Annotated in this window: 18 protein-coding genes; 10 read left to right on the top strand and 8 right to left on the bottom strand. The window is 66.2% G+C overall.

The window, feature by feature from the left end:
- Positions 1–3 precede the first annotated feature (3 nt).
- Genes mlaD through DBY63_RS03530 form a run of 3 tightly spaced genes read right to left on the bottom strand, consistent with a single transcriptional unit; the run spans position 4 to position 2,083 of the window.
- Positions 4–480, bottom strand: coding sequence for an outer membrane lipid asymmetry maintenance protein MlaD (gene mlaD / locus DBY63_RS03540; protein WP_007159511.1), 477 nt, complete (start codon positions 478–480; stop codon positions 4–6).
- Positions 480–1,274: a lipid asymmetry maintenance ABC transporter permease subunit MlaE gene (gene mlaE, locus DBY63_RS03535; protein ID WP_007159512.1), complete on the bottom strand. Its 795-nt coding sequence runs from the start codon at positions 1,272–1,274 to the stop codon at positions 480–482. The genes mlaD and mlaE overlap by 1 nt, the downstream gene beginning before the upstream one ends.
- Positions 1,274–2,083 (bottom strand): ATP-binding cassette domain-containing protein, encoded by an 810-nt coding sequence (locus DBY63_RS03530; protein WP_027597091.1) that lies wholly within the window; start codon positions 2,081–2,083, stop codon positions 1,274–1,276. The genes mlaE and DBY63_RS03530 overlap by 1 nt, the downstream gene beginning before the upstream one ends.
- 204 nt (positions 2,084–2,287) lie before the next feature.
- Between DBY63_RS03530 and DBY63_RS03525 the strand changes: the two genes are divergently transcribed.
- From DBY63_RS03525 to DBY63_RS03485, 9 genes are all read left to right on the top strand, one after another.
- Positions 2,288–3,262, top strand: a complete 975-nt coding sequence (locus DBY63_RS03525; protein WP_108581282.1) for a KpsF/GutQ family sugar-phosphate isomerase — start codon at positions 2,288–2,290, stop codon at positions 3,260–3,262.
- Between the two features lie 84 nt (positions 3,263–3,346).
- Positions 3,347–3,919: an LPS export ABC transporter periplasmic protein LptC gene (gene lptC / locus DBY63_RS03520; RefSeq protein WP_027597093.1), complete on the top strand. Its 573-nt coding sequence runs from the start codon at positions 3,347–3,349 to the stop codon at positions 3,917–3,919.
- The gene (lptA, locus tag DBY63_RS03515; protein WP_007159516.1) at positions 3,906–4,448 is read left to right on the top strand and encodes a lipopolysaccharide transport periplasmic protein LptA; all 543 of its coding nucleotides are present in this window, start codon (positions 3,906–3,908) and stop codon (positions 4,446–4,448) included. Before lptC ends, lptA begins: the two co-directional genes overlap by 14 nt.
- Positions 4,445–5,173, top strand: a complete 729-nt coding sequence (lptB, locus tag DBY63_RS03510; protein WP_027597094.1) for an LPS export ABC transporter ATP-binding protein — start codon at positions 4,445–4,447, stop codon at positions 5,171–5,173. The genes lptA and lptB overlap by 4 nt, the downstream gene beginning before the upstream one ends.
- Before the next feature lie 102 nt (positions 5,174–5,275).
- Entirely contained in the window at positions 5,276–6,775 is a 1,500-nt protein-coding gene (locus DBY63_RS03505) for an RNA polymerase factor sigma-54 (RefSeq protein ID WP_027602565.1), read from the top strand.
- 89 nt (positions 6,776–6,864) lie between these two features.
- The gene (gene raiA, locus DBY63_RS03500) at positions 6,865–7,173 is read left to right on the top strand and encodes a ribosome-associated translation inhibitor RaiA (protein ID WP_007159519.1); all 309 of its coding nucleotides are present in this window, start codon (positions 6,865–6,867) and stop codon (positions 7,171–7,173) included.
- A gap of 18 nt (positions 7,174–7,191) precedes the next feature.
- On the top strand, positions 7,192–7,656 hold the full coding sequence (gene ptsN / locus DBY63_RS03495) for a PTS IIA-like nitrogen regulatory protein PtsN (RefSeq protein ID WP_007159520.1): 465 nt from the start codon (positions 7,192–7,194) through the stop codon (positions 7,654–7,656).
- A 1-nt stretch (position 7,657) separates the two neighbouring features.
- Entirely contained in the window at positions 7,658–8,512 is an 855-nt protein-coding gene (gene rapZ, locus DBY63_RS03490) for an RNase adapter RapZ (protein ID WP_007159521.1), read from the top strand.
- Positions 8,513–8,543: 31 nt separating this feature from the next.
- On the top strand, positions 8,544–8,816 hold the full coding sequence (locus DBY63_RS03485) for an HPr family phosphocarrier protein (RefSeq protein WP_007159522.1): 273 nt from the start codon (positions 8,544–8,546) through the stop codon (positions 8,814–8,816).
- A 72-nt stretch (positions 8,817–8,888) separates the two neighbouring features.
- Here DBY63_RS03485 and DBY63_RS03480 read toward each other — a convergent pair whose 3' ends face one another.
- Entirely contained in the window at positions 8,889–9,503 is a 615-nt protein-coding gene (locus tag DBY63_RS03480) for a superoxide dismutase (protein WP_108581281.1), read from the bottom strand.
- A 223-nt stretch (positions 9,504–9,726) separates the two neighbouring features.
- Positions 9,727–11,076 (bottom strand): metalloprotease PmbA, encoded by a 1,350-nt coding sequence (pmbA, locus tag DBY63_RS03475; protein WP_108581280.1) that lies wholly within the window; start codon positions 11,074–11,076, stop codon positions 9,727–9,729.
- Positions 11,077–11,168: 92 nt separating this feature from the next.
- Here pmbA and yjgA point away from each other — a divergent pair, with 92 nt between their 5' ends.
- A complete protein-coding gene (gene yjgA, locus DBY63_RS03470; RefSeq protein WP_007159525.1) occupies positions 11,169–11,693 on the top strand; it encodes a ribosome biogenesis factor YjgA in 525 nt (174 codons plus the stop codon).
- A 35-nt stretch (positions 11,694–11,728) separates the two neighbouring features.
- Here the strand turns inward: yjgA and tldD are convergent, their stop codons facing one another.
- The 3 genes from tldD to DBY63_RS03455 all read right to left on the bottom strand — a co-directional run bounded on the left by tldD (position 11,729) and on the right by DBY63_RS03455 (position 18,020).
- Positions 11,729–13,174 carry a metalloprotease TldD gene (tldD, locus tag DBY63_RS03465; RefSeq protein WP_108581279.1) on the bottom strand — a complete coding sequence of 482 codons (1,446 nt, stop codon included), beginning with the start codon at positions 13,172–13,174 and terminating at the stop codon, positions 11,729–11,731.
- A gap of 111 nt (positions 13,175–13,285) precedes the next feature.
- Positions 13,286–14,125 carry a carbon-nitrogen hydrolase family protein gene (locus DBY63_RS03460; RefSeq protein WP_027597097.1) on the bottom strand — a complete coding sequence of 280 codons (840 nt, stop codon included), beginning with the start codon at positions 14,123–14,125 and terminating at the stop codon, positions 13,286–13,288.
- 58 nt (positions 14,126–14,183) lie between these two features.
- On the bottom strand, positions 14,184–18,020 hold the full coding sequence (locus DBY63_RS03455; protein ID WP_108581432.1) for a YhdP family protein: 3,837 nt from the start codon (positions 18,018–18,020) through the stop codon (positions 14,184–14,186).
- Between the last annotated feature and the right edge of the window lie 7 nt (positions 18,021–18,027).

Below are 18,027 nucleotides of genomic sequence, written 5' to 3'. Positions count from 1 at the left end.
TCATCATTTATTGGCGGAAGAGTCTTTATTGACCGAATTGAGCAGGAATTTGCCGATCAGGTCTTCGAGAACCAGCGAGGATTGTGTATCTCGAATGGTCGAGCCTTCCTTGAGCACCTGCTCGTCACCGCCCACGCTGATGCCGATGTACTTCTCGCCGAGCAGGCCGGCAGTCAGGATCGAGGCGATGGAGTCGGTCGGCAGGTTGTCCACCTGCTTGTCGATCTGCATGGTGACCCGGCCGCGGTAGCTGTTGCGGTCGAGATCGATGGCGGTGACCTTGCCGATGGTCACGCCCGACATGGTCACCCGCGATCTCACGGTGAGACCGGCGATGTTGTCGAAGTAGGCGTAGACCTTGTAGGTATCGTGATGGTCGCTCATCGTCAGACCGCTTACCCGCAGCGCCAGCAGCAGCAGTGCGAGCACGCCGGCCAGCAGGAAGAGTCCGACACCGATTTCCTGGGTGCGGGTTTGCATCAGAGATCTCCAAACATCAGGGCGGTAAGAATGAAGTCGAGGCCGAGCACGGCAAGCGACGCATAGACGACGGTACGGGTAGTGGCGCGGCCGATGCCTTCGGAGGTGGGCTCGCAGTCATACCCCTGGAAGACGGCGACCCAGGTCACCACGAAGGCGAACACCAGGCTCTTGATCACGCCGTTGAGCACGTCGCTGAGCATCACGCTGTTCTGCATGGTGGCCCAGAAGGAACCGTCATAGACGCCGAGCCAGTCGATGGCGACCATGGCCGCGCCCCAGATGCCCACCACGTTGAACATGGCGGCCAGCAGCGGCATAGAAATGAAGCCGGCCCAGAAACGCGGCGCGACGATGTACTTGAGCGGGTCCACGCCGATCATTTCCAGACTGGACAGCTGCTCGGTGGATTTCATGTTGCCGATCTCGGCGGTCAGGGCGGAGCCTGCCCGGCCGGCGAACAGCAGGGCCGTCACCACCGGGCCGAGTTCACGCAGCAAGGTGAGGGCGACCATCTGCCCCACCGCCTGCTCGGAGCCGTACTTGACCAGGATGTTGTAGCCCTGCAGGGCGATCACCATGCCGATGAAGAAGCCCGACACCACGATGATCGGCAGCGACATCACCCCTACCGAATAGAGTTGCTTGCCCAGCAGCTGCAGACCGCTGCCTACGCCACCGCGACCGAACACCGCCAGCAGCAGGACGATGACCGAGCGGCCTATGGCCGCCACGACATCCAGCCCGGCGCGGCCCAGTCGACGAATCCGCTCCACGGCGGAGACCTTACGCATCAGTGTTTCCCCAGCAAGGCATCGCGCAGATCCGGCGCGGCGAAGTGGAAGGGTACCGGGCCATCGGGGATGCCCTGCATGAACTGGCGAACCCGCGGATCCGGCGATTCGCGCAATTCCTTCGGCGTGCCCTGCCCAAGCACCTTGGTATCGCCCACCACATAGAGGTAGTCGGCGATGCTGGCGGTCTCGGCCAGGTCGTGGGAAACCACGATGCTGGTCAGTCCCAGCGCTTGGTTGAGCAGGCGGATGAGGCGCACCAGCACGCCCATGGCGATGGGGTCCTGGCCGACGAAGGGCTCGTCGTACATGAGGATCTGCGGATCCAGGGCGATGGCCCGCGCCAGGGCGACCCGGCGCTTCATCCCACCCGACAGTTCGTCCGGCATCAGTTCGATGGCGCCGCGCAGTCCCACCGCCTGCAGCTTGAGCAGGACGATGTCGCGGATCATCTCCTCGGGCAGCTTGGTATGCACGCGCAAGGGAAAGGCCACGTTCTCGAAGACATCGAGATCGGTGAACAGCGCGCCGCTCTGGAACAGCACGCCCATCTGCCGGCGCATCTCGAACAGCTCGCCGCGGGACAGCTGCGGCAGGTTGGCGCCATTGACCCAGATCTCGCCACTGCTCGGTCGCAACTGGGCGGCGATGAGGCGCAACAGGGTGGTCTTGCCACTGCCGGACGGTCCCATGATCCCGGTGACCTTGCCCCGCGGGATGCGGATATCGACCCGGTCGTAGATCAGACGCGTGCCGCGCTTGAAGGAAACGCCCTTCAGCTCCACGGCGTACGGGCTATCGACGGTCATCAGGACTCCTAAGGTTCAACTCTGTGCAGGGAGACGCCGCTCCGCCGCTTCAGGGCACGCGACACTCGCGTTCGGCGGCCCCGGCAAAAGGGCGGCACTATAGCATTCGTTGCCGATGAGACTCCTGAGCCACGGGCGGCGTTGCTGAGTGTCGCGGCTTTGCGCATATAATTTCCGATTGTCCCGTCACCTGCCTTCTGACCCATGTCCGACTCAATAGATTTCATCGCCTCCGCCAAGCGCACCATAGATGTAGAGCGAGCGGCAGTGGCCGCCCTGGGCGAACGCATCGACGACAGCTTCGCCGCCGCCTGTCGCCGGCTGCTGGCCTGCCGCGGGCGCATCGTGGTCCTGGGCATGGGCAAATCCGGGCATGTCGGCAACAAGATCGCCGCGACCCTGGCCAGCACCGGCAGCCCGGCCTTCTTCGTGCACCCGGCGGAAGCCAGCCATGGCGACATGGGCATGATCACCCGCGATGACGTCATCATCGCCATCTCCCAATCGGGCACCTCCAGCGAGATCCTGACCCTGCTGCCGCTGATCAAGCGCCTGGGCGTCCCGCTGATCAGCTTTGCCGGCAATCCCGTCTCGCCCCTGGCCAAGGCCGCGGACGTCAACCTGGACACCAGCGTCGCCACCGAGGCCTGCCCGCTCAATCTGGCGCCCACCTCCTCCACCACCGTCGCCCTGGTACTGGGCGATGCCCTGGCCATCGCGCTGCTCGAGGCGCGCGGCTTCACCGCCGAGGATTTCGCCTTTTCCCACCCGGGTGGCGCCCTCGGCCGGCGCCTGCTGCTCAAGGTGGAGAACGTCATGCATGCCGGCGCCGACCTGCCGCAGGTCGGCGAGGACACCCTGGTCTCCGACGCCCTGCTGGAGATGTCGCGCAAGGGCCTGGGCATGACCAGCGTGCTGGCCGCCGATGGCCGTCTCGCCGGCATCTTCACCGACGGCGACCTGCGTCGCGCCCTGGATCGCGGCATCGACGTGCGCACCACGGCGATCGCAACCGTGATGACCCGCGGCGGTCGAACCGCCAGGGCGCAGATGCTCGCCGCCGAGGCGCTGAAGATCATGGAGGAGCACAAGATCAACGCCCTGGTGGTGATCGATGACGAGCGCCGCCCGATCGGCGCCCTCAACATGGGTGACCTGCTACGCGCCGGGGTGCTGTAGGCCGGGTTATACTGCTCGACTAAATGCGCCGACATCTCGTGTTCAACCCGCCGCCCCCTGGTGCGGCCCACCACAGGTACCCTCATGTTTCGCAGCTTGCGCCGCCCCGTGCTGTTGGTCCTGATCGCCGCCGCGCTCATCGCGATCGGCTACTGGAACATCCTGCCGCAGCGCTTCGTCGATGCCCCGGCCTCGGCGACCCCGCAAGACAGCGCCATCGACGGCTATGCCCTCAATACCCGGACGATTCAGTATCGCCTGGACGGCAAGATCCAGTACGAACTCAAGGCCGAGCGCAGCGAACACGTCAAGGCGACCGACGTCACCCTGGTGACCCGCCCCGACATGCTGGCCTTTCGCGGTACCGACTATCCCTGGCACATTCGCAGTGCCCGCGCCGAGGTCGCCCCCGGTGGCAGTCAGGCGGAGCTGATCGATGACGTGCGCGTCGAGCGTACCGATGAGAAAGGCCGCCCGGTGGTGTTGACCACCACCCGCATGACCGTCTTTCCTGACAAACAATATGCGCAAACCGAGCAAGCCGTTAGAATCGAGGCCGCCAATGGGGTGACCACGGCCAATGGCATGAAAGCGTATCTAGAAGACGGCAGAATGCTCCTGCTGTCCAACGTAAGAGGCCAGCATGAGGTTCGTTAAAACCCTCCCCTTCCTGTTCACCCTCGGCGCCACCTTTGGCAGTGCCGCGGCTTGGGCCCTGCCGACCGATCGCACCCAGCCGATCCGCGTGCAGGCCGATAGCGCCGAGCTCGATGACAAGCAGGGCGTGGCCGTGTACCGCGGAGACGTGGTCATCACCCAGGGCAGCATGAAGATCACCGGCAACACGGTGACCCTGACCCAGGACAACCAGGGCAACATCAAGGTCGCCACCGCAGTGGGCAAACCGGCCTACTACGAGCAGAAGCCCTCGGCGGACAAGGACATCGTCAAGGCCTATGGTCTGACGATCCAGTATTTCGCCCAGGAAAATCGCATCATCCTGATCGATCAGGCCAAGGTGGTCCAACAGGGCAACACCTTCGAAGGCGAGAAGATCGTCTACGACACCCAGCGCCAGATCGTCAACGCCGGGCGCGCCAACGGCAGCAAGGTCACCACGCCGCGGCCGCGGATCGACATGGTCATCCAGCCCAAGGATCAGCAGCAGTCGGGGCAGGGACAATGACGGTTACGCTCAAAGCCCAGCATCTGGCCAAGAGCTACAAGGGTCGCCAGGTCGTTCGCGACGTCAGCGTCAGCATCGACAGCGGGCAGATCGTCGGCCTGCTCGGTCCGAACGGCGCCGGCAAGACCACCTGCTTCTACATGATCGTCGGCCTGGTCAAGGCCGATCAGGGTCGCGTGCTGATCGACGACCAGGACGTCACCGCCCTGCCCATGCATGGCCGTGCCCGTGCCGGGATCGGCTACCTGCCCCAGGAAGCCTCGATCTTTCGCAAGCTGACCGTAGCCGACAACATCCTCGGCATCCTGGAAACCCGCAAGGACCTGGACAAGGCCGGCCGGCTGCGTGAGCTGGAGAGCCTGCTGCAGGAATTCCACATCACCCACATCCGCGACAACCGCGGCATGAGCCTGTCGGGTGGCGAGCGGCGCCGTGTCGAGATCGCCCGCGCCCTGGCCACCGCGCCCAAGTTCATCCTGCTGGACGAACCCTTCGCCGGCGTGGACCCCATCTCCGTGGGCGACATCAAGCAGATCATTCGTCACCTCAAGGCCAAGGGCATCGGTGTCCTCATCACCGACCACAATGTCCGGGAAACCCTGACCATCTGCGAGACGGCCTATATCGTCAACGATGGCCAGCTCATCGCCGAGGGTACCGCCGAGGAAGTCCTCGCCAACGAGCTGGTGAAGGAAGTCTATCTGGGCCACGAATTCCGCCTCTAGGCAAACCCGGGGAAACAAGGCATATAATTTGCTAACGCTCGCAGGGTTCGCGAGGTTCGGTGGCGCTGTTCGCGTCGGTAGACAAGGTGTATTTCCGCAGCCATGAAACCATCGCTAGTCCTCAAGATGGGCCAGCAGCTGACGATGACGCCGCAGCTGCAACAAGCCATACGTCTGCTCCAGCTCTCGACGCTCGACCTGCAGCAGGAGATCCAGGAAGCCCTGGAATCCAATCCGATGCTGGAACGCCAGGAAGAAGGTGAAGACTTCGACCAGAGCGACGCCTCGGGCGAAGGCGACGAGTTGGCGAATCCCGGCGGTACCGAAATCAACTTCAAGGAAACCTCGGTCGCCACCAACGAGATGGCCGACGAGTCCGAGTGGAGCGAACGCATCCCCAGCGACAGTGAGCTGCCGGTGGACACCGCCTGGGAAGACATCTACCAGACCAGCGCCAGCAGCCTACCCAGCAACGACGACGACGAGTGGGACTTCACCACCCGCACCTCGGCCGGCGAAAGCCTGCAGACCCACCTGCTCTGGCAGCTCAACCTGGCGCCCATGTCGGATCTCGACCGCCTGATCGCCCTGGCGATCATCGACGGCATCGACACCGATGGCTATCTGCAGGAAAGCCTGGAAGACATCCATGCCTCTCTCGATCCCGAACTGGAAGTCGATCTCGACGAAGTCGAGGTGGTGCTCCGACGCGTCCAGCAATTCGAGCCGGCCGGCGTCGCCGCGCGCAATCTGCGCGAGTGCCTGCTGATCCAACTGGCCCAGCTGCCGGCCAGCCTCCCCCTGCTCGGCGAGGCCAAGCGCCTGGTGGGCGACTACCTGGATCTGCTCGGCAGTCGCGACTATGCGCAGCTGATGCGCCGCATGAAGATCAAGGAGGACGAACTCAAGCCCGTCATCGAACTGATCCAGACCCTGCACCCGCGCCCCGGCTCGCAGATCGAGTCCGGCGAGGCCGAATACGTGGTACCGGACGTCATCGTGCGCAAGCACAACGAGCGCTGGCTGGTGGAGCTCAACCAGGAAGCCGTGCCGCGCCTACGGGTCAATCCCCAGTACGCCGGCTTCGTCAAGCGCGCCGACAGCAGCGCCGACAACACCTACATGCGCAACCAGCTGCAGGAAGCGCGCTGGTTCATCAAGAGCCTGCAGAGTCGCAACGAGACCCTGATGAAGGTGGCGACCCAGATCGTCGAGCACCAGCGGGGCTTTCTCGAATACGGTGAAGAGGCCATGAAGCCGCTCGTCCTGCACGACATCGCCGAGGCGGTGGGCATGCACGAGTCGACCATCTCCCGGGTGACCACCCAGAAGTTCATGCACACCCCGCGTGGCATCTACGAACTCAAGTACTTCTTCTCCAGCCACGTCAGCACCGCCGAGGGGGGCGAATGTTCCTCCACCGCGATCCGCGCGATCATCAAGAAATTGGTGGCGGCGGAAAACGCGAAAAAGCCGTTGAGTGACAGCAAGATCGCTGGTTTACTGGAATCGCAAGGTATACAAGTCGCTCGTCGCACGGTGGCTAAGTATCGGGAATCCCTGGGTATCGCTCCGTCCAGCGAACGCAAGCGTCTCATCTGACGCGTCCTGATGTGACCGTGCCTCGATCGACCCTTGTCATGTCGGCGAGCAGCTTCGCCGATCGTAGCCCGGCAATAAGGAGAAGCGGTATGCAAGTCAACATCAGTGGCCATCAGCTTGAAGTGACAGAAGCCCTGCGTGACTACATCGGCGAGAAACTCGCCCGCCTCGAACGGCACTTCGACCGTATTACCAACGTCCAGGTGATCCTGGAAGTGGACAAGCTCAAGCAGAAAGCCGAAGCCACCCTGCACGTCGCCGGCGCCGCAGTGGTCGCCAATGCCGAGCACGACGACATGTATGCCGCCATCGATCTCCTGGCCGACAAGCTCGACCGCCAACTGATTAAACACAAGGAAAAATCGATCGAACGCCAGCAGGGCGTCGGCGTCCGCTGAGGTTTCGATCGCCGCTTTATGATCAGACTCGAAAACATCCTGACCCCCGGCCGCACCCAGACGGGTGCGCCGGGCGGCAGCAAAGCCGCTGTACTGGAACGCATCGCCGAGCTGGCCGCGCAGGAACTGCCCGGCCACGACGCCGCGCACATCCACGAATGCCTGATGGCGCGCGAGCGTTTGGGCTCCACTGGTTTCGGCAATGGCATCGCCATTCCCCACTGCCGCCTGGCGGGTCTGCAGCAACCGCTGTGCGTGCTCTTCCACCTGCAGCAACCAGTGGACTTCGATTCCCTCGACGGCGCGCCGGTAGACCTGGTGTTCGTCCTGCTGGTCCCGGAAGCCGCCACCGAACAGCACCTCACCCTGCTGCGCCAGATCGCCGGCATCCTGGATCGCGCCGACATCCGCGAGCGGCTGCGCAAGGCCAAGGATAGCCAGGCGCTCTATCAGATCGTCGTCGAGGCCCAGAGCGGACACTGACATGCACCTCATCATCGTGAGCGGACGTTCCGGGTCGGGCAAGAGTACGGCGCTCAACGTGCTTGAGGACAATGGCTTCTATTGCATCGACAACCTGCCGGCCAGTCTGCTGCCCGATCTGGCCCAGCATGCCCTGACCGACATGGAGCGGCCCCAGCCCAAGGTCGCCCTGTCCATCGATGCCCGCAATCTGCCCAGCCAGTTGCAACGCTTTCCCGAATTGCTCGAACAGGTACGCAGCCGCAACATCCGCTGCGACATCCTCTATCTGGACGCCGATGACCAGACGCTGCTCAAGCGCTTTTCCGAGACGCGTCGCCGGCATCCGCTGTCCAACCAGGAAAGATCCCTGGCCGAGGCCATTCACGACGAGCAGGTGCTGCTGTCGCCCATCGCCGACCTCTCCGACCTGAAGATCGATACCACTCACCTGAATCTCTATCAGCTGCGCGACATCCTCAAGTTGCGCCTGCTGAACGCCCCAGAGCCCGGCACCGCCTATCTGGTGGAATCCTTCGGCTTCAAGCGGGGCCTGCCGGTGGACGCGGACATGGTGTTCGACGTGCGCTTTCTGCCCAATCCCTACTGGAAACCGGACCTGCGCGACTTTTCCGGACTGGATGCCCCGGTGCGGGACTATCTCGAGCAACAGCCCGAGGTAGAGACCCTGTACAATGACATCCGCGATTACCTGGTGAAGTGGTTGCCGCGTTTTGCCGCCAACAACAGGTCCTATGTGACCGTGGCCATTGGTTGTACCGGTGGTCATCACCGCTCGGTCTATCTGGCCGATCGCCTGGGTCGCGAACTCAAGAACCTGCTCAAGAACGTCCAGATCCGTCACCGCGATCTCTGACGCCCGTTTTGTTTCGACAAGGACAGACTCAATGCCTGCCCAACAGATCACCATCATCAACAAGCTGGGCCTGCACGCCCGTGCGGCGGCCAAGTTCGTCGGCGTGGCCGGCCGCTATCCCGCCAGCGTCCGCGTCGGCCGCAGTGGCGAATCGCCGGTCGATGGCAAGAGCATCATGGCGGTCATGATGCTGGCCGCCGGCAAGGGCACGGTCCTGCAGCTGGAAACCGAGGGTGAGCAGAGCGACGAGGCCATGCGCGCCCTGGTCGAGCTGATCAACAACTACTTCGACGAGGGCGAGTGACAGGCCCCCTGCGCCAGTCGCAGCCCCGATAAAAAAAGCCGCCCGAGGGCGGCTTTTTCATTGGGCGTCGACTCAGGCGATCAGCGCCGCTTCGTAGCGACGGGACACTTCCGGCCAGTTGATGACGTTGAAGAAGGCACCGATGTACTCGGGACGACGGTTCTGGTAGCGCAGGTAGTAGGCGTGCTCCCAGACGTCCAGGCCGAGGATCGGGGTGTTGCCGGTCATCAGCGGACTGTCCTGGTTGCCGGTGCTCTCGACCACCAGCTTCTTCTCTGGAGTGACGCTCAGCCAGGCCCAGCCGCTGCCGAAGCGGGTCAGGGCAGCCTTGGTGAAGGCTTCCTTGAAGGCGTCGAAGCCGCCCAGCTGGGACTCGATGGCTTCGGCCAGGGCGCCTTCGGGCTTGCCGCCGGCATTGGGGGCCATCACGGTCCAGAACAGGCTGTGGTTGGCATGGCCGCCACCGTTGTTCTGCACGGCGCCGCGCTTGTCCTGGGGCAGCTTGTCCAGCTGGCGAACCACGTCTTCGGCCGACAGGCTGGCGAACTCGGTGCCTTCCAGCGCCGCGTTCAGGTTGTTGATGTAGGTCTGGTGGTGCTTGGTATGGTGGATTTCCATGGTCTGGGCATCGACGTGCGGTTCCAGCGCGTCGTAGGCGTAGGGCAGCTGAGGCAGAGTATGCGGCATGCGGATTGTCTCCATGGTGGCTTTGGTATGGACCCACCGCCCTTGGGCGATGGGGTGTACGGCTGGTGCGCCACGGCGCACCGTCTGAAGCCTTGGCCGTCCGGTCAGCGGATTCGACCGCACGGCTATGTCCTAGTGCATTGCTAGGATACTAACGAGTAACGGGGTGGGCTGTCTCCCGTTCGACAGGATTTTCCTCATCGCGACGGCTTCCACCGCGCTTCTAGCTGCCCGCCAGGGTCATGCCATCGATCAGGACCGAACCGGTGCGCAGACTGCCGCGGCGTTCCACGTCGCTGCCCACCGCCAGGATCTGGCGGAACATGTCGCCCAGCCGCCCGGCGATGGTGACCTCCTGGACCGGAAACTGGATCTCGCCATTCTCGATCCAGAAGCCGCCGGCGCCCCGGGAATAGTCACCGGTGACCAGGTTGGTGCCCTGCCCCATCATTTCCGTGACCAAAAAGCCCGTGCCCATCTGCCGGATCAGCTCGGCCTGGTCGGCCGTGCCATGGCTGACGTGCAGGTTGTGCACGCCGCCGGCATTGGCGGTGCTTTGCAGGCCCAGCTTGCGCGCGGAATAGCTGCCGAGCACATAGGACACCAGTTGGCCGTTCTCGACGAAGGGCTTGGCGTAGGTGGCCAGGCCTTCGCCGTCGAAGGCGGCGCTGCCCAAGGCGCGTGGCAGGTGCGGCCGTTCGTCCAGGGTCAGCCAGTCGGGAAACACCTGCTGGCCCAGGGCGCCTTCGAGGAAGGACGACTTGCGATAGAGGTTGCCGCCGGAAATGGCGGCGAGAAAGGTACCGAACAGGCCGGCGGCCATTTCCGGCGAAAACAGCACCGGGACCTTGGCGGTGGGCACCGGCCTGGCCCCCAGGCGACTCACGGCGCGCTCGGCGGCGCGGCGACCGATCTCCTCGGCGCTCATCAGCTCGTGACCGATCCGATTGACGTCGTAGTAGTAGTCGCGCTGCATGGCCTCGCCGCTGCCGGCGATCATCACGCAGCTCAGGCTGTGCCGGGTGCTGGCATAGCTGCCGACGAAGCCGTGGCTGTTGCCGTACACCCGGCAGCTCTGGTGGGTATTGAGGGTGGTGCCGTCGGCATTGCCGATGCGGCTGTCGGCGGCGTAGGCCGCGGCTTCGCAGGCCAGCGCCTGCTCGATGGCCTGCTCGGGGGTGATGTCCCAGGGATGATAGAGGTCGAGATCGGGCAGTTCGCCGCGCGCCATCAGTTCGGCGTCGGCCAGACCCGCGCAGGGATCCTCGGAGGTGTGCTTGGCGATGGCCAGGGCCGCGGCCACGGTTTCGCGGATCGCCTCGGGACCGGTGGCGGAGGTACTGGCCGAGCCCTTGCGCTGCCCGGCATAGAGGGTGATGCCGAAGCCCTGGTCGCGATTGAATTCGACGGTTTCCACCTCGCCCTTGCGGACCGAGGTGGACAGACCCTGGTCGACCGAGACGGCCACTTCACCGGCACTGGCGCCCTGGCGCCGGGCCTCGGCCAGGATGGCCTCGACCTGTTCGCGCAATTCGGGGAGCGCAGCGGGACCCACGGCGGCGTTGCGATTCATGACGTTCTCCTTACGGACGGCGCCGGCCAGGCCGGACAACCGTGCGGCAACTCGTTATGATGGCGCCCATTCTTAGCTGGACCCCATAGTTCATGGTTGATTCTTACGACGACGACGCGCCGCTGGGCGAAAAGAGCAAGACACAGGTCAAGCGCGAGCTGCATGCGCTGCAGGATCTGGGCGAACGCCTGGCCGGGCTGCCGGCCGAGCAGCTGGACCGCCTGCCGCTGACCGATCCGCTGCGCAAGGCCCTGGCCGAGGCGCCCAAGCACAAGACGCACATCGCGCGTAAAAGGCATGTCCAGTACCTGGGCAAGCTGATGCGCGACCAAGACCTGGAAGCCATCCTGGTGCTGGTCGACCAGATGGACACCTCGACACGGCAGTACAACGAGCGCTTCCACGCCCTGGAGCGCTGGCGCGACCGGCTGATCGCCGAAGGCGACCAGGCGCTGGAAGCCTTTGTGGCGCTTTACCCGGAGACCGACCGCCAGCACCTGCGCGGCCTGGTGCGGCATGCCCAGCACGAAGCGGCGCACAACAAGCCGCCGGCGGCGGCGCGCAAGGTCTTCAAGTACATCCGCACCCTCGACGAAACCCAGCGCGGTCTGCGCTAGGTTTCCGTCCGCGATGGCCACGGCTGGTGCCCGCATCAGGCGCCGGTGCCGCCCACGGTGATGGCATCGATCTTCAGCGTCGGCTGCCCCACACCCACCGGCAGTGACTGGCCGTCCTTGCCACAGGTCCCTATCCCCGCATCCAGCGCCAGGTCGTTGCCGACCATGGACACCCGGTTCATGACCTCGGGGCCGTTGCCGATCAGGGTGGCGCCCTTCACCGGGCGTCCGAGCTTGCCGTTCTCGATGAGGTAGGCCTCGTTGGTGGTGAAGACGAACTTGCCGCTGGTGATGTCCACCTGACCGCCGCCCAGGCTGGCGCAATAGATGCCCTTCTCCACCGAGGCGATGATCTCGGCCGGATCGCTCTGGCCGGCCAGCATGTAGGTGTTGGTCATGCGCGGCATCGGCAGATGGGCATAGGATTCACGGCGGCCATTGCCGGTGGGCGCCACGCCCATCAGCCGGGCATTGAGCTTGTCCTGCATGTAGCCCTTGAGGATGCCGTTCTCGATCAGCACGTTGTAGCCGCTGGGCGTGCCCTCGTCGTCGATGGATAGCGAGCCGCGGCGATCCGGCAGGGTGCCGTCGTCGACGATGGTGCACAGCGAGGACGCCACCTGGCGACCGAGCTGGCCGCTGTAGTTGGAGCTGCCCTTGCGGTTGAAATCGCCTTCCAGGCCATGGCCGACCGCCTCGTGCAGCAGCACGCCGGACCAGCCGGCGCCCAGCACCACCGGCAGGGTGCCCGCCGGGGCCGCGGTGGCTTCGAGGTTGACCAGCGCCTGGCGCACCGCCTCGCGGGCGTAGCCCAGGGCACGGTCATCACGCTGGAAATAACGGTAGTCGCAGCGACCGCCGCCGCCGCTGTTGCCGCGCTCGCGGCGGCCGTTCTGCTCGACGATGACGCTGACGCCCAGGCGCACCAGTGGGCGCACATCGGCTGCCAGGGTGCCGTCGACCGCGGCCACCAGGGTGCGCTCCCAGACCCCGGCCAGGCTGATGGTGACCTGCTGGATACGCGGATCCAGGGCACGGGTCGCCTCGTCCAGCTGCTTCAGGAAGGCGACCTTGGTGGCGCGATCCAGCACGTCCAGCGGATTGTCCTGGCCATAGAGACGCTGCGCCGGCTCCACCGCGCGAAACGCCTGGACCTGACCCTCGGCGCCGCTGCGGGAAATGGACCGCGCGGCCTGGGCCGCCAGATCCAGGGCCTCGCCGGTGATGGCGTTGCTGTAGGCGAAGCCGGTCTTCTCGCCGGACAGGGCGCGCACGCCAACGCCCTGGTCGAGGTGGAAGCCGCCTTCCTTGACGATGCCGTCCTCCAGCAGCCAGGACTCGGAGACGATGCTCTGGAAATACAGGTCGGCGGCGTCGATGCCGGGACCGGCCAGCCGCTGCAGCACGGGTTGCAGATCGTCCACCGCGAGTCCGCCGGGACCCAGCAGGGCCGAGCCGACGCTATTCAGGTAATCACTCATGGAAACTCCAGACGACGCCACAATGGACGTCGGAACGATGAAAGGGTCGCGACCTGGCCTCTAGCCTACTCGCGGAAGTCTCGGTGCCCTGATGCAAAAGACCAATGGCGGTCATTGCCGTTCGGCCAGGCGCGCCGGCAGGAAGCGGCGGTGCCGGGTCACCGGCATCCGCTGACGCAACCCCGCCTGGCGCTCGGCATCGCGCTCGATGAGCAGCACCGCCTCGCCGCTGGCCTGGACGGCGAGCACCTCGCCCCAGGGATCCACCGCCATGGCGTGCCCCCAGGTGCTGCGGCCATTGGCATGGACCCCGCCCTGGGCGGCGCCCAGCAGATAACTCTGGGTCTCCACCGCCCGGGCGCGCAGCAGCAGCTCCCAGTGGGCCTGGCCGGTGGGCACGGTAAAGGCCGAGGGCGCGCTGATCAGCTCCGCCCCGGCAGCGCGCAGGGCGCCGTAGAGTTCGGGAAAGCGCAGGTCGTAGCAGACGCTCAGGCCCAGGCGGCCGACCGGGGTGTCCACCACCGTGAGGGTCTCGCCGGCGGCATAGTGGTCGGATTCGCGATAGCTGCCCTGGCTGTCGCTGACGTCGGCATCGAAGAGGTGCAGCTTGTCGTAGCGGGCGACGCGGCGGCCCTGGTCGTCATACAGCAGCGAACAGGCGCAGGGCTTGCCCTCGGTGGCGCCGTCGGGCAGCAGCGGCAGGGTCCCGGCGAGCAGCCAGAGCCCCAGCTCGCGCGCCCGGCTGGACAGCCAGGGCAGGATCTCGCCCTGACCGAGCGCCTCGGCCCGCGCCAGCTCGGCGGGTGCCGGATGGCCGATGGCGACGAAGTTTTCCGGCAGCACCGCCAGGCGCGCGCCCGCCCCGGCAGCGCGTTCGAGCAGGCGCTCGGCGGCGCGCAGATTGGCCGTCACCGCGGGGCCGCTGACCATCTGCAGGATGGCTATGGACATGCAGGCACTCCAGAAGGGAGCGTCCATCCTAAGCAGCGGGGCGGCCGCAGGGCAATGCTCAATCGCGCTTGCCCGTGGTCATGGTCGGATTCTGCCAGGGGCCTTCGATGTGATAGTTGATGCTGGCCATGCGGGTGATGCGATCACCGATCAGCCGATCGACGATAAACAGCGCGCCACCGATGGCCGGGGCCCCCGCGATCAGCGCGGCCAGCGGCAGGGAGTTGCTGACCGGCAAGCCGACCTTGAGATTGGCGTCGACGCGGTTGCTGGCCATGTCCAGCAGGCCCTGCAGACTCATCTCGGCACCCGGCCCGCTGAGGCTGATGGGCTTGCGGGTGCGGAAGGCGCCCTGCTGGGCATCGAGCACGCCGGTGATGCTGTCGTAGCTCAGGCCCTTGCCGAACAGATCGGAGAAATCCAGTCGCAGGCGGCGGCGGATGGATTCGAAGTTGAGCAGGCCGAAGATGCGCAGCGCCGAGGCCGTGCCCTCCACCTGGCGCAGCTGGCCGTCGTTGAAGCGGGCATCGAGGCTGCCATTGAGGCGGGCCAGGGCGACATAGGCCGGCGAGCCGGGCCAGTCGACCCGGGCATCCAGGCGGAAATCGCGACTGGTGACGCTGGAGGCGAAATTCCAGCCCAGCAGGATATCGGCGATGTTGCCGCCCGCGAGACGCCCCTGGTAGTAGCTGTGGGTCGCCCCCGGCGCCCCTTCCCAGCGCAGGGCGCCCTGCACCTTGAGGCCGCGCAGGTCGAGATCCAGGGCGTTGAAATTGGCGCCTGACGGCGAGGGCCTGAGCTGCAGGCGCTGGGCGCCGACCAGCCTGCCGCCCAGCTCCAGACGGTCGATGGCCAGATTCAGCGCCGGCAGGGCGCGCGGATCGACGTCGGCCAGGGGATCGGGACGCGGCGCAGCGCTTTCCACCGAGGGATCCGCCTGCGTCTGGGGAATGCGCAGGTGCTGCAGGTTGATGTCGATCGGCTGGCCGGTCTGGCGCGGAATGCGTACCTGGCCGGCGATGGTCTGACTGGCCAGGCCGAGTTGCCAGGCATTGCCCTGGGGTTCATAGGTGAGGCGCAGGTTGTCGATCTGCTGACCGAACGCCAGGAAACGACCGAAGCCGAGATCGCCCCGCCCGAGGCTGGAGATGTCCAGGGTGTTGCCACCGCCCTGCCCTGCGCCAGCACTGCCACCGCCACTGGCCTTGCCATAGCGCTGATAGACGTCCTGCCAGGCCGCCAGGTCGAATTCCGCCAGTTGGCCGCGCAGGTCGTAGCCGGCGGCCGTGGGCAGATTGGCGGTGCCGCCGCCCAGCACGATCTCGCCGCGGCCCTTGGCGATGGCCTTGGGGTCGAGCATCAGCACGGCGTCGGCGAGGCCCTTGTAGGTCGCCTCCACCCGCCGCTCGCCGTCGTTGAGCGCCAGGCTGAAGAAGCCTTCGCGTGGCTCGTCGGCCTTCTTGCCGAAGGGGGCCGGCAGGTCGACGGTCACTCCGCGCAGATCCGAGGTGACCGCCAGCTCACTGTGCTCGGCCAGGATCAGACCGAGGCGATAGCCGAGCAGGCCGCGCGCCGGGATGGGTCGGCCTTCGCTGCCCAGCCAGCGTGCCAACTGGTCGACGTCGACGCGGCCATCCACCACTAGCCGGGTGCGGGGATCGTCGGGCTTGCCTTCGGCCAGGGCCTGACCGCGGATCGGCTGGTCGAAGACCCGCGCCTGGATGTCGGGGGCGCTGAGGCCGCTGCGGGTGTCGTAGCGAAAGCTGCCGCGCAGGTCGGTGAGGGTCAGCTGGGGATCGGCCAATTCCAGACGCGCCTTGTCCGGTGTCAGCTCGACCACCACCACCGGTGGCTGCCCCTTGGCCAGGGGAATGTCCAGATTCAGGCTGCTGTTGGCGAGCGCACCCTCGCCCTTCCAGCCGGCGAACACCTTGGCGGTCGGCAACGGCGTGTCCTGGAGGATCTTCAAGCCATCGCGCACGCTGCTGTCGAGTCGCGCGCCGAGCCGCAGGTGCGGCGCGCTGCCATCGTGCAGCAGCGGGATGCGCGCCTCGACGTCCCGGACCCGGGTGTCGAGGATGCGTCCCTCGGGGACCTGCACCTTGACCCCGTCGCTTTCGATGAAGACATCGCCGCGGGCCTCGCGCAGGGCGGGCCAGCCGGGCTGATAGGCCAGTTGGGCGTCGTGCACCCGGAAGAACAGACTCATGGTGCGCGAATGCGCCGGCGAGCCGTGGCGCAGCGAGCCCTGGTACTGGTAGATCCCCTCGTCGATGCGACCGCCGACGATGGCGGTGGTCAGCCACTGGGCCAGCTCCGGACTGAAATCCGTGGCCGGCAGCTTGGTCGGCAGGTACTTGCGGGTGTAGCTGGCGTCGCCATCCTTGAGGCCGACGCGCAGGTCCATGTAGCTGTCCACCTCCGGATGCAGGCCAAGCTGGATATGCATGTCGCCACTGGCGGCGCCTTCCGGCCCGGTGACCTGCATCAGGGCACTGCCCAGGGTGAAGCGCTGGTCGTCGAGACTCCAGGTCAGCCGTGCCCTGGCGGTGCGATAGCGCCAGGGTTCGGGAAAGAGATCGCTCAGGTGCAGCATGAAATCGGTGGTGTCCAGGCGCAGCTCGCCGCCGCCCAGGCTGCCGCTCAGGCTGCCGGTAACGCCCTCGGCGGCCGGCGCGCCGTGGTAGGCGGTGAAGCCCACCCGCTCCAGGTTGGCCGCATAGGAAAGGCGCTCGCGCAACGGCTTCTGCGGATAGAAGTCGGCGTTGAGATTGCGCAACTGGCCATGGGGCGCCAGGGCCTGGAGCGCCTGGGCGACCGGCGCCGGCAGGGGCGCCAGATCCCGCGCCAGCCGGGCAGCCTGCCTGAGATCCAGCTGGTCGCCGCGCACCTGCAGGTGCTGGGCGGCGCTGTCATAGCCCAGGCCATAGCGGGCCTCCAGCGGCTTGCCATCGAGCTGGGCCTTGAGCGCCAGGGACCCCTGGTACTGGCTGGCGTCGCCGGCCTGCTGGTCGGCGTCCAGGGTCAGGGCCTGCAGGCGCACCGGAGGATGGTCGGCATAGGCGAGCGTCAGGTCATCCGCCTTCAGCCGCAGGTGGGAACGCTGCAGCCGCCCTTCGCCCCAGGCGAACCACAGCTCGCCTTCCGCCTGGGCACGCCGCAGTTGCCACTGCCGGGTCAGGGCCGCCGGCACCCAGCGGGACCAGTCGCTGGCGGGCAGGCTGAGATAGCCTTCGAGGGTGCTGGCGCGCCAGTCCTCGGGACGCGGCGTGGCGGTGAAGTGCGCCGCGACCGTGCCGCCATCGGGCAACCGGAATCGGGTCGCCAGTTCCAGGGCGCCACCGAGCTGCCGGGACAGACTGGCCTCGGCGTACCTCAGGGTCACCGGCGAACCCTGCTGGGGAATCAGGCTGAGCTGGCTGTCCAGCAGACTGGCATGGCCCAGACGCGCCAGGCCATCGAGCAGCGGACCCGGATCGAAGGGCTTGGCCTCCGGTGCCCGGGGCGGCAGGCCGCGCAGTTGCCAGTGTCCCTGAGGGTCTTCCTGCAGGACCAGATGGACGCCATCGACCTGCACGGACTTGAGTCGCAGCTGGCGGTGCCAGAGGCTGCCGAAGACATCCGGCACCACCTGGAGATGATCCAGCTGCACCGTGCCTTCGCCGCGCCCCAGGGACAGGTCGCGCAGGATCAGCACCGGATTCCAGCGGGCCCAGCGCCCTTCGAGCCGGCCCAGGCGCACCGGTTCGCCGAGCGCCGCCGCGGCGCGCGCCTCGACCTCGTTGCGGTATTCGCCGACCCAGGGCATGAGCAGCCGACCCAGGCCCAGGTAGAGCGTCACCAGAACGAGCGCCAGCAGCGCCAGACCCAGCGCGCCGCGTTTGAGCAAGGCCATCAAGACG

The sequence above is a fragment of the Pseudomonas sp. RIT411 genome, from assembly GCF_003057735.2.
In the GTDB taxonomy this organism is placed as follows: domain Bacteria; phylum Pseudomonadota; class Gammaproteobacteria; order Pseudomonadales; family Pseudomonadaceae; genus Chryseomonas; species Chryseomonas oryzihabitans.
The sequence above is the reverse complement of the archived record's forward strand: the minus strand, read 5'-3'. Positions and strand labels throughout refer to the sequence as shown.